This is a genomic window from Rhodovarius sp., from assembly GCF_040399605.1.
GTDB classification, from domain to species: Bacteria; Pseudomonadota; Alphaproteobacteria; order Acetobacterales; family Acetobacteraceae; genus Rhodovarius; species Rhodovarius crocodyli_A.
The window spans coordinates 1-11,745 of sequence record NZ_JBBARU010000089.1 but is presented as its reverse complement, the minus strand read 5'-3'; the positions used below and the strand labels follow the sequence as shown (position 1 = coordinate 11,745).

The window sequence follows — 11,745 nt, the reverse complement described above, 5'->3', positions numbered from 1 at the left end:
GGGAGCGAGACACAGAACGGCGATGGTGTTCGCTATGGATGTTGAATCCGCCCTGCATTTTCCAAATCGCCTTGCGAAGCCGCAAGGCTTGAAGATGCTCTACGCCGCCTCCTGCTCCAGCGTCGGCGCCACGTCCAACAGCGTGACGCGCCGCATGTCCCGCTTGTAGCGCCGGTCATCATAGGCGCGGCCGCGATGCAGCGAGGTGCGATTGTCCCACATCACCACATCGCCCACCGCCCAACGATGGGCATGGACGAAACATGGCTGGGTCGAATGCTCCAGCAGGTCGCGGATCAGCATCATCGCCTCGGGCGTCGGCATGCCGTGGATGCGGCCGATGTGCGAGGAGAGGAAAAGCGCAATGCGGCCCGATTCAGCATGCCGCCGCACCAGCCGCTGCGGCACGGGCTCGAACTGCCGGCGCTCGGCCTCGGTCCATTCGGAAAAGCCCAGCTGGGCGCGCGAATAGATCAAGGAATGGTCGCAGACGAGGTCACGCAATTGCGCCTGCATCTCAGCCGACAACGCCTCCCAGGCGCCGCGGGTATCAGCAAATTCCGTCTCGCCCCCGCTGGGCGGAATGCTGCGGGCATGGAGCAAGGAGTATTTGGCCGGCGTCGCCTTGAAGCTGCTATCCGAATGCCAGAGCCGGTTGCCAAGCGAGAAAAACCGCCGCCTGTCATCCGCCGCCAGGATCTGCCCCTTCTCATCGAGGTTGGAGATGTCGTTCATCGCGGAATATTTCAGGCGCTGCTTCTGGACATCCACAGTGGCGCGCGTCTCGTCGACCGGCCCGAAGCGGGCGGCAAACTCCATCTGCTGGTCGTCATCGATATCCTGCCCGGGGATGACGATGAAGCCATAGCGGTTGATCGTAGCATCCATCACGGTGAATTCCTCCGCCGAGAGTGGGCGGCGCAGATCAGCGCCTTCGATTCGGGCGCCGAATTCGGGCTTGAGCGGGGTGACGGTCAGCATGGCTTTATCTCCGGTCTTACTGGGCGCGGACATCGCCAGCGCGAATCACGTCGCGCCATTTGGCGCGGTCGGCGGCGAGGCGGTTGGCAAAGGCCTCGGGCGGCTCGTAGAGGGGGGTGAAGCCAGCCTCGGTCAACCGCCGCGGCAAGGCGGGATCGGCCATGGCAGCGCGCAGCGCGCCATCCCAGCGGGCGATGACGTCGGCCGGCGTGCCACGCGGCAGGCAGAGACCAAACCACCCTGTCACATCGAAGCCTGGCAACGTATCCGCGATGCGCGGCAGGCTCTCATAGCCGGTGACGCGCGTGGGATCGCCCTGGGCGATGAAACGCATGCTGCCATCGCGCACCTGCCCCGCAACATCGCCGATATTGGTGATCATGAAATCCACCCGGCCACCAATGATGTCCACCGCAGCAATCGCCGCGCCGCGATAGGGAATATGTTGCATACTCACATTGCCCAGCCGCTTCATCAATTCGCCCGACAGATGCTGCGCGGAGCCCGGGCCTGGGCTGGCAAAGGTGATTTCACCCGGGCGCCGCCGGGCTTCTTCCAGGATTTGCGCAACACTCTGAAAGCGGCTGTTGCTGGCCACCACCAGCGCATAGGACGACAGCGCGACATTGGCGACCGGCAGCAATTCCACGCCCGGATCAAGCGGCAGATTGGCATTCTGCAATTGCGGCGTGATGGCCATGGTGCTCATCGGGCATTGGAAGGCGGTGTAGCCATCGGGCGCGCTGCGGGCGACGGCCTCGGCACCGATCGCGCCATTCACACCCGTGCGGTTTTCCACCGCCACCCGCTGCCCGAGCAAGGCCGAAATGGCCTCAGCGACAAGGCGCGAGAGCGTGTCAGAGCCGCCGCCAGCCGCAAAGCCGCTGACGATACGCGGCGGGCGCTCGGGGAAGGCCGCAGCCTCGGGCAGAGAGATTGTAAACACAGTTGCAAGCGCGACCAGAACGGCCAGGAAGTGGCGTGTTTGGCTTCGCATGGGTTCCCTCCCGGGGATTTTCCACAACGTTCATGCCGCGCCCTCGCCGTGTCAAGCCAGAGATACTGAGCGACATGGATACGGCCGCGCATCCTCTCATCGGCCCCTACTGCCGGGAGCCCCGCCGGGCATAAGCCGGTCGGGGCGGTGCGGGAGTGGCCCGCCTCAGGCTGCGTATTCGCGGCCGCGGAAATGCTGGTCCGCGATGTTCTTCGGCGTGCAGGGCATCCCCTGCGTGTGACCAAACATTCGCGCTGTGGCGTGCTTGAGCCAGGCAATATGCGACGTAATGAGATTGCTATGTTTCGGCAGGCTGGATCACATCATGATCGACGACGCCACGCATCGCTGCGATATCAGCGAAACTGCGATCCTCGCCCTCCAATACGGCGGCCTCACCGGTTACCTCCTGCCAACGCCGCACGATGACATCGGCATAAGGAGGGTCGATCTCCAGAAGCACGGCACGCCGCCCCGTGCGCTCTGCTGCAATCATGGTTGTGCCCGAGCCGCCGAAGCAGTCCAGCACAGTGTCGCGCGGCTTGCTGCTATTGCGGATGGCGCGCTCGACCAGTGCTACGGGCTTCATGGTGGGATGCAGGTCGCATGCTTGGCAGCCGTTGACGTGCCGAGCGCTACAGCTCCAGGCTCACAACCCGTTTAAAAGCTTGCGGCGCGGACGGAGGGTTGATTCAACGGTGGCGAAGGAGCCAGCCGATGAGTGACCTATTTTGGCTTACGAAGCCTCAGATGCGGCGGATCAAGCCATATTTCCCACTGTCGCATGGGGTGCCACGTGTGGATGATAGGCGGATCATCAGCGGGATCATCGTGATGCCGTGGTGCCTTCACTGCGCCAAATGGCAGGCGACGCCGTTGCGCAAAGCCGGCGGCGGCCCGTTTCGGCAAGCCTCCTGCGCGGTGGCGCAGCGTGGGTGGAATGGGCATCCTGGGGGCGGTGCCGCAGGGTTTGGCGCCTCGCCCACCACCACCACCCCGGCAGCGCCCAGCCGCGGCACCGAGGCCAGCAAGGCCTGCGTATAGGGATGGCGCGGGTTGCCCAGTACGGCATCAACCGGGCCCTGCTCCACCACCCGGCCGAGATACATGACCGCCACCTGCTCGCATACCTGGCGCACCACGGCCAGGTTGTGACTGATGAACAGGAAAGCTAGGCCGCGCTGAGCCCGCAGCCCCGCGAGCAATTCCAGCACCTGCGCCTGCACCGAGACATCGAGCGCCGATGTCGGCTCGTCGAGGATGAGCAGGCGCGGCGCCAGCGCCAGGGCCCGGGCGATGCACACGCGCTGCTTCTGCCCACCGGAGAGTTCATGCGGGTAGCGATGCAGGAAATCCCCAGGCAGGCCGACCTCGGCGAGCAGGCTGGCGACCCGCCCCCGCGGGTCATGGCCGTGGATGCGCAGCGGCTCGGCAACAACTTCGGCCACGCTCAGCCGCGGGTCGAGGGCGGCTGAAGGGTTCTGATGGATCAATTGCATGCGGGCGCGCAGCGGGCGCAGCGCGGCCTCCGGCAGCGCCGTGATATCGCGACCCTCGAACAGAATGCGCCCGGCCGAGAGCGGAATGAGGCGCAGCAGCAAACGCGCCAGGGTGGACTTGCCACAGCCACTCTCGCCGACGAGGCCGAGCGCGCCACCCTCGGCCAGGCTGATATCCACCCCGGCCACCGCCGCCACGCGGCTGGCCCGGCGGAAGGCGGTGGCCCTGGTGGCGTAGGTTTTCTCGAGCCCAGTGGCGTGCAGCAACATGCTCAGGCCTCCGCGTGGTGGCAGGCGACGGTCCGGCCGGGAATGGCCTCGCGCAGGGCCGGCTTCTCGGCGGCGCAGAGCGCCGTTGCCCTGTCACAGCGCGGGTGGAAGCGGCAGCCCGGCGGCGGGGCGCGCAGGCTGGGAATGCCACCAGGAATGCCGCGCGGCCTGATGTCAGGCCGGTCAAGCTCCGGCACGGCGGCCAGCAAGCCCTTGGTGTAGGGGTGCAGCGGGCGCGCCAGCAGCGCGGCCGTTGGCGCATACTCGACAATATTGCCGGCATACATCACCACCGTGCGGGCGCAGGCGGCGGCGATCACGCCCAGGTCGTGGCTGATCAGCATCAGCGTCAGGCCACGGGCGCGCACAAGTTCGGCTATCAGCGCCAGCACCTGCGCCTGCACGGTCACATCAAGCGCCGTGGTGGGTTCATCTGCTACCAGCAGCGCAGGGTCCCCCGCGAGCGCCATGGCGATGAGCACGCGTTGGCGCATGCCGCCGGAGAGTTGGTGCGGGTGGCTCGCCAAAAGCCGCGGCGCATCGCCGAGGCCCACCGCGCTCAGCAGCGCCGCGGCATGGGCGCGGGCCGCATGGCGCGGGCGGCTGCGGCCCGTGGCGCCATCCTGGCCGCGAATGGCATCCTCCATCTGGGTGCCAATCGAAAGCAGCGGGTTCAAATGGCTCGCCGGGTCCTGAAAGATCATGGCGATGCGGCGGCCACGCAGCGCGCGCAGGCGGGCCGGCGGCATCGCCAGCACATCGTCCGCCTCGAAGCGGATCTGCCCCGAGACCACCCGCGCCGGCGGGCTGGGATTGAGCCGCAAAAGGCTGCGCGCCAGCACCGATTTGCCGCAGCCGCTCTCGCCCACCACGCCCAGGGTGTCGCCGGCGCGGAGTTGCAGGTCGATGCCGTCCAGCACATGGGCGGTGCCGTCGAAACCATCAAAGGCCAGGCGATAATCCTGAATGGCGAGAAGTGGCGTCATCCGCGGTTGCTCTTCGGGTCGAGGATATCGCGCAGGCCATCCCCCAGCAGGTTGAAACCCAGCACGGCGGCATAGATGAAGGCGCCCGGAAAGATTGCGTACCACCACCATTCCGGCAGGTAACCGCGGGCGATGGAGATCATCGCGCCCCATTCCGGCGTGGGGGGCCGCGCACCCAGGCCCAGGAAGCCGAGCGAGGCCACGGCCAGGATGGCCTGGCCGATATCCATGCTCATCTTCACGATGAGCGGCGAGAGGCTATTGGGCAGCACATGCCGCCAGAGGATGCGCGCGGTGCTGGCCCCCGCCACCCGCGCGGCCTCGATATAAGGCTCGGAGCGGATGGACAGCGCCTTGGACTCCGCCAGCCGGACATAACCCGGCCACCAGACCAGGATCAGCGCGATCATCGCATTGACGATGCCCGCCCCCAGCGCCGCGACCAGCGCGATGGCCAACACCAGCCCAGGAACCGAGAGGAAAAGGTCGGTCAGGCGCATAATCGCCTCACGCACAGGCCCGCCCAGCAGGCCGGCCAGGATCCCCAGCGGCACGCCGATGGCGGCCGCGCTGAGCGTGATGGCCACGCCCACCAGCAGCGAGACGCGGGCGCCGATGATGACGCGGGTGAGGATATCGAGCCCCACCTCATCGGTGCCGAACCAATGCGCAGCCGAGGGCGGCTGCAATTTATTGGCAAGGTCGATGCCGCCCGCGACATGGTCGGGGTAAGGCACGATCCAGGGGCCGATCAGCGCCAGGGTGACGATAGAGACCACCAGCGCAATGCCCAGCATCGAGGCGAAGGAGCGCGACAGCAGCCAGAGAGCGAGGCGAAACTTGCGGCCCATTCAGCCCTCCCGCAGGCGCGGGTCGAGTACGCCATATAGCAGGTCCACGATCAGGTTCGCCGCCATGAAGTTCAGGCCGATGATGAGGGTGACGCCCATCACGGGCTTGAAATCGCCCGCAATGGCGGAGGAGACAGCATAAAGGCCGATGCCGGGCCAGTCGAACACCGTCTCGACCAGCACGGTGCTGCTCATCATCCAGCCCCAGCGGAGGCCGATGATGGCCAGCGTCGGCAGCATGGCATTGCGCAAAGCATGGACGCAGACGATGCGCCAGGGGTTCACGCCATGCGCATGGGCCGACATCACATAGTCGGCCCGCAGCGCCTCCACCATCTCCGCCCGATTGACCCGCAGGATGGAAGCGAGACAGGGAAAGGAAAGCACGATGGCGGGCAGCAGGATATAGGAAAGCCCCTCGCCGAACACGCCCCATTGGCCGCGCAGCAGCGCATCGGTGAGCAGCAGGCCGGTGATCGGGTCGGGCGGTTCAGTCATCACCGAAAGCCGCCCGCTTGTGGGCAGCCAACCCAAGGCGGTGGCGAAGGTCAGTTGCAGCAGCAGGCCAAACCAAAAAGGCGGCAGGGCGATGCCGGAGACGGCGAAGATGCGCGTCAGATGATCCACCCAGTGGTCCTTCATCAGGGCGGATAGCACCCCAAGCGGCACGCCGACAGATAGGCCGATGAGCATGGCCAGCAGGCAGAGTTCCAGCGTCGCCGGGAAATACCGCGCCAGGTCCTGCCCCACGCTGCGGCCTGTGGCGATGGAGCGGCCTAACTCGCCCCGCGCCAGGTCACTGACATAACGCCAGAACTGCTCCGGCAGCGGCCGGTCGAGGCCATAATCGCGCCGCGCCTGCTCAATCTGCGAGCGGCCGGCATCCGGCCCCGCCGCCAGCGCCGCCGGGTCATTGGGCGCCACATTGGCGATGACGAAGGTCATGCAGACCAGGCCAAAGAGCATGACGCCCGCCAGCGCCACGCGGCGGAGCAGATAGGCGGTCAGGCGTCGATCCACATCGGATAGAGATCCACCTCGCCCGAGAGGCGCACCGGGCTGAAGGAGAAGCCCTTCACATAATCCCGCATGGCCCAGAGCCGGTTGGCGAGCATGCCGAAAATTTCCGGCTGGTCATCGACGATGCGGCGCTGGATCTCGGCATAGAGTTCCATGCGTTTGGCATGGTCCCCCTCCGCCCGCGCGGCCTCGATCATCCGCCAGACCTCGGGGTTGTCGTAGTGGCTCATGCCATAAAACAGGCCCCAGGAATCGCGATGATACTGGTAGGCCACAGTATCCGGGTCCGTACCCACGGGCGTGACATAGACCGAGGTCATATTCGGCGCCGTGTCCGGCTTGGAGCCACGGCTGACCATGGTGGTCCAGGGCTGGCCCGCGATGTTCACCTGGATGTTCAGCGCGCGCAGGCTGTCGAGCAGCGAAAGGCCGATCCGCCGCGCATCCTCCAGCCCCTGCACATGCACGTATTCCAGCGTGATGCCGCCATTGGGGAAGCGGCTGCGTGCCAGATACTCCCGCGCCTTCGCCAGGTCCCGACGGGGGATTCCCGGCACGTCGATATGCCCGGCCATGGCCGGCGGGAAGGGGGAGGTCTGCAGCACGGCCGCGCCATTATGGATGGTGATCAGGCTGTCATAGTCGAAGGCGAAGGCGATGGCCTTGCGCAGATTGATATCCGCCGTCGGCCCCTGCTGCGTGTTGAACTTGATGCCAAAGGTGGAGAGGCCCGGATGGTCCTCGATGCGGATGCCGGGCAGGCGCTGCAACTGGCTGATATCATCGGGCGAAAGGTTGGTGATGGCATCAGCCTCGCGCCGCTGCAACGCCGCCCGGCGGGGCGCTGCCTCGCGAATAATGCGGAAGATGACGCCCGACAGACGCCCGGCCTCACCCATCGGCCAGCCCTTCCAATACTCCGGCACGGTATCGAGGTGGATCAGCGCATTGCCATCGAAGCGGCGGAGCTTGAACGGGCCGGAGCCGGCGGCGTTCTCGGTCATCCAGCGGCGGCCCATATCGCCATCCACTGCATTGGCGGTGACCAGGCGCGGGTTCACAATGTACCACCAGGGCACATAGGAGAGGAACGGCGCGAAGGGCCGGTCCAGCGTGAAGCGCACCGTGCGCGCATCCACGGCCACGATGTTCTCGGGCCGCAGAAAATCCTTCAGCATCCAGGCGATACCGGCATTCAGCCGCAGCGCGCGCTCAAAGGAAAAGCGCACCGCCTCCGCATCCACCGTGCTGCCATCATGAAACTTGGCATTGGAAACCAGATGGAAGGTGTAGCTCAGCCCATCGGCCGAAACCTCATGTCGCTCGGCCAGCCAAGGCACGATGCGCGGCGGCGAGCCTTCGTATTTCAGCAACGCGTCATAAAGCGCCTGCTGCACCATACGTGTCGACCAGTCATAGCGGACATGCGGGTCCAGCACCGGCACCGCCTGGTTGCCGGAGAAGACGAGCACCTTGCGGGCGCCGTCGCGCTCGAAAGCGAAGCTGGTGCCTGGGGTGAGCGCAAAGGCGCCCAGGATATGGCGGCGGCTGGGCATGTCAGTCATTCCCCGTTTGGGTTGCTGGTATGCGGGTGGGCAGCCTGCCGTAATCGCGCAGCGCACCCGCCTCAGTGATGTAGCCATCCTCAAGATCGGCGGCGATGGCCTCCAGCGCGCGCTCCCCCGGGTCGCCGAAGCCAGCACCGCCGGCGATCTGCGCCTCGATCATGGTCTGCGCGTCAAACAGGCTCACCGTTTCACCCGTGCCGACATCGTGGAAACTGCCATCGGCGCCATGCACGCCGGCATGGGGCGGCCCGCCCGGCTGACCACCAAAGAGGCCCATGGGCTTGATGCCCCAGCCCTCCGGGAACAGCCCGACCGAGATGGGTTCGGCGCCGCCCTCCAGCCGACGTGCCCGCATGCGCTGGCCCAGGCCACCGCGCTGCCGGCCCGCCCCCCCGGTATCGGGCACCAGTGTCTTTTCCAGCACCAGCACCGGCATGCGCGATTCCAGCATCTCCACCGGCGTATTCGCGGCCGAGGTGGGGAAAAGCAGGCCCGACTTGCCATCGCCATGCATCGAGGCGCCCTGCCCACCGCCCATGAAGAAGTGATCCGAGGCTAGGCGGCCCTGCGCGTTCCGGCCGTAAAATCCGAAGGATTTTGGCATGCCGGTGAAGGCCTGCACCTTGTCCGGGATCGCCGCAGACAGGGCGCGGTAGAGGTTAGGGCCGATATACCAGGAGACGCGGGTGCGATGCGCCACAGCGGCCGGCCTATTGGCATTCAGCGCGGTGCCCGGCGGCGCGGTGACGGTGATCGGCTCGTAGCAGCCGGCATTGCCGCGCACATTCGGCGTCAGCATGCATTTCAACGGGTAGGAAGAATGCCCCATGGTCACATTCATGGTGCAGTTCAGGCCGCCGCGCGGCAATTGCTGCGGCGCCTCGACATGCTCGACATGGATGGTCTCACCCTGCTTATGGACGCGCAGGCGGTACCGCAGCACCTCACCCAGGGGGCGGTTCTCAATCTCGCTCTCATAAATGCCATCGGGCACGGCAGCGATGGCGGCGCGTGTCGCGGCCTCGCTGCGGGACTGCACCACCGCGGCCAGCGCCGCGAGGTCATCGAGGCCATATTCGCGCATGAACTCGGTCAGGCGCTGCGCACCCAGCGCATTGGCGGTGATCATGGACTGCACATCGCCCATCACCTGATCGGCATTGCGGATATTGTTGCGCAGCATGGTGATGAGGCTGCGATCCGGCACGCCCTCGCTGTAGAGCTTCATGGGGGGGATCTGCACGCCCTCGTCATAAATCTCGCGCGCGCTCAGCGGGTCCTTCACGCCCCCGATGTCGCTGACATGGCCCACCGTGCCCATCACCGCCACCACGCGGCCTTCGAAGAAGACCGGGGTGACGAGGGCGATGTCAAACAAATGGCCAGCGCAGAGCCATGGGTCGTTGGTGACCAGGACATCGCCCGGCCGCAGCGTCTCGGGCGGGAATTCCTCCAGCAGCGCCTTCACGCAGCGCGTCAGGGTGAGGTTGAACAGCGGCATGGCGCGTGGCGAATGCGCCAGGGGATTGCCCTGCGGGTCGAGGATCTCATTCGCGAAATCCTGGCTTTCGGCAATGATCAGCGAATAGGCGGTGCGGCAGACCGTCAGCCACATCTCCTCCACCACCGAGATCAGGCGGGACCACATGATCTCAAGCCCGATCGGGTCGGCCTCGATGCGCGCGCGTGCCTCGGCCAGCGGCATGTCGCGCGTGACGATCGCGGCGGCGGCGCGGGTCTGCCCGATGGTCACGCGCAGGTTGCGCGCGGCGTCGATGCTGAGCACATCGCCTGGCAGAATGACGGTGGTGGCCTCGCGCTCCTCGATGATGGCGGGGCCGGGCAGGCTGTCGCCGGGCTTGAGCGCGTAACGGTCATAGACCGGGGTGTCGTGCCAGGCGCCATCGAACCAGGCCTCACGGCGCGACTTCAGCGCCGGCCGGTCCTCGGCCCCGCCAGCCACCGCGCCGGAAAGCTTGATGTGCGGCTCCGGCCCGGCGACGCGCACGCGCAGCGACAGTGCCTCGATGCCCTCTCCATCCACCGCGCGGGTGTAGAGGCTGCGATAGGTGGCGGCAAAGGTTCCGGTGATTTCGGGCAGGCGAGTGGCGTCCAGGGCGCCGGCCGGCAACGGTACCAGAATCTGGTGCAATTGGCCCAGCATGCGCATCTCCGCGCTGCGCTCGACCGTCATCGCCGCATCGCCGATGCCGGCCTCCCGCAGGCGGGCGCGGGCATCTGCTTCCAGCGCGGCCAGGGTGGCGTCGAGCCCCGCCCAGTCCGTCGCCTCACCCAGCGGCGCTACCACTGAGCGCGAAACCTCGAAAGCCAGCGGCGCGGCCAGGAAGCCCAGCGCCGAAGCGGCGCCCGAGGCGGGCGGCACCAGCATTTCAGACAGGCCCAGGATGCGCGCCACGCGGGCCGCATGGGCCGGCCCGGCGCCACCAAAGGCGACCATGGCGTGGCGTCGCGGATCGCGGCCCTTCTCCACCAGATGGACGCGCGCGGCGCCGGCCATGGTCTCGCAGACGATGGCGTGGATGCCCGCGGCAGCCTCGATGGCGGAGAGGCCGAGCTTCGCGCCGAGGCGGGCGAGGGCTGCTTCGGCCGCGGCCTTGTCCAACGCCATCGTCCCGCCCAGGAAGAAGCCCGGATCGTAATAGCCCAGCAGCAGATTGGCGTCGGTCACCGTCGCTTCGGAGCCGCCCAGGCCATAGCAGGCGGGGCCGGGTTCCGCGCCGGCGGAATGCGGGCCGACCTTGAGCAGCCCGGTCTCGTCCAGCCCTGCGATGGAGCCGCCGCCCGCGCCGATCTCGATCATGTCCACCACCGGCGCCTTGATCGGCAGGCCGGAGCCACGCTTGAAGCGATGCACGCGGGCCGCTTCCATCATCGGCGCGATCTCGGCGCGGCCATTCTCGATCAGGCAGGCCTTGGCGGTGGTGCCACCCATGTCGAAGGCGATCGCATCCGCCAACCCGGCCTCACGGGTGAACAGCACGGTGGCGAGCGCCCCGCCGGCAGGGCCAGATTCAAGCAGACGAATGGGATAGGCGCGCGCCACCTCCGGCGCGCAGAGGCCACCATCCGACTGCATGAGGCGCAGCGCGCCGCGGAAGCCCAGGCTGGCGAGTTCATGGGTCAGCCGCCCGATATAGCGGTCCATCAGCGGCTGCACGAAGGCATTGGCGCAGGTGGTGACGGTGCGGTCATATTCGCGGATCTCGGGCGCCACCTCGCTGGAGAGGCTGACCGCGATTCCCGGGAAGGCCTGGCGCAGGATGCGGCCCGCGGCCTGCTCATGGCCCGGATTGGTATAGGCGTGCAGGAAACAGACGGCGATGGTGGTGCAGCCCTCCGCCACTAGGCGCGCCCCCTCGGCGCGGACCGCTGCTTCGTCGAGCGGGATGATAATGCGGCCATCATGCGCGACGCGCTCGCCCACCTCAATCCGGCGGCGGCGCGGCACCAGGGGCTCGGGAAACTTCAGGAAAAGATCGTAGATGTCGTAGCGCTGCTCGATGCCGAATTCGAGGATGTCACGGAAGCCCTGGGTGGTGGTGAGGCCGAGCA

The 11,745-nt window shown here is 66.9% G+C and carries 9 protein-coding genes and 1 pseudogene; 1 reads left to right on the top strand and 9 read right to left on the bottom strand.

Annotation, left to right across the window (positions count from 1 at the left end; translation table 11 throughout):
• Positions 1-99: 99 nt before the first annotated feature.
• The 3 genes from ABWP84_RS16385 to ABWP84_RS16375 all read right to left on the bottom strand — a co-directional run bounded on the left by ABWP84_RS16385 (position 100) and on the right by ABWP84_RS16375 (position 2,579).
• The gene (locus ABWP84_RS16385; RefSeq protein ID WP_353213106.1) at positions 100-981 is read right to left on the bottom strand and encodes a TauD/TfdA family dioxygenase; all 882 of its coding nucleotides are present in this window, start codon (positions 979-981) and stop codon (positions 100-102) included.
• Between the two features lie 16 nt (positions 982-997).
• Entirely contained in the window at positions 998-1,978 is a 981-nt protein-coding gene (locus tag ABWP84_RS16380) for a tripartite tricarboxylate transporter substrate binding protein (protein WP_353213105.1), read from the bottom strand.
• Between the two features lie 298 nt (positions 1,979-2,276).
• Positions 2,277-2,579, bottom strand: a complete 303-nt coding sequence (locus tag ABWP84_RS16375) for a site-specific DNA-methyltransferase (RefSeq protein WP_353213107.1) — start codon at positions 2,577-2,579, stop codon at positions 2,277-2,279.
• A gap of 116 nt (positions 2,580-2,695) precedes the next feature.
• Between ABWP84_RS16375 and ABWP84_RS16370 the strand changes: the two are divergent.
• Positions 2,696-2,815: pseudogene (locus tag ABWP84_RS16370) on the top strand (IS5/IS1182 family transposase); the annotation flags it as partial.
• Positions 2,816-2,826: 11 nt separating this feature from the next.
• Here ABWP84_RS16370 and ABWP84_RS16365 read toward each other — a convergent pair.
• The 6 genes from ABWP84_RS16365 to ABWP84_RS16340 form a co-directional block, all read right to left on the bottom strand.
• Positions 2,827-3,747, bottom strand: coding sequence for an ABC transporter ATP-binding protein (locus tag ABWP84_RS16365; RefSeq protein WP_353213104.1), 921 nt, complete (start codon positions 3,745-3,747; stop codon positions 2,827-2,829).
• A gap of 2 nt (positions 3,748-3,749) precedes the next feature.
• On the bottom strand, positions 3,750-4,733 hold the full coding sequence (locus ABWP84_RS16360) for an ABC transporter ATP-binding protein (protein WP_353213103.1): 984 nt from the start codon (positions 4,731-4,733) through the stop codon (positions 3,750-3,752).
• Positions 4,730-5,584 carry an ABC transporter permease gene (locus ABWP84_RS16355; RefSeq protein WP_353213102.1) on the bottom strand — a complete coding sequence of 285 codons (855 nt, stop codon included), beginning with the start codon at positions 5,582-5,584 and terminating at the stop codon, positions 4,730-4,732. The genes ABWP84_RS16360 and ABWP84_RS16355 overlap by 4 nt, the downstream gene beginning before the upstream one ends.
• On the bottom strand, positions 5,585-6,604 hold the full coding sequence (locus ABWP84_RS16350; protein ID WP_353213101.1) for an ABC transporter permease: 1,020 nt from the start codon (positions 6,602-6,604) through the stop codon (positions 5,585-5,587).
• Entirely contained in the window at positions 6,589-8,160 is a 1,572-nt protein-coding gene (locus ABWP84_RS16345; RefSeq protein ID WP_353213100.1) for an ABC transporter substrate-binding protein, read from the bottom strand. Before ABWP84_RS16345 ends, ABWP84_RS16350 begins: the two co-directional genes overlap by 16 nt.
• Before the next feature lies 1 nt (position 8,161).
• The coding region (locus ABWP84_RS16340; protein WP_353213099.1) for a hydantoinase B/oxoprolinase family protein at positions 8,162-11,745 on the bottom strand (3,584 nt) is incomplete at its 5' end.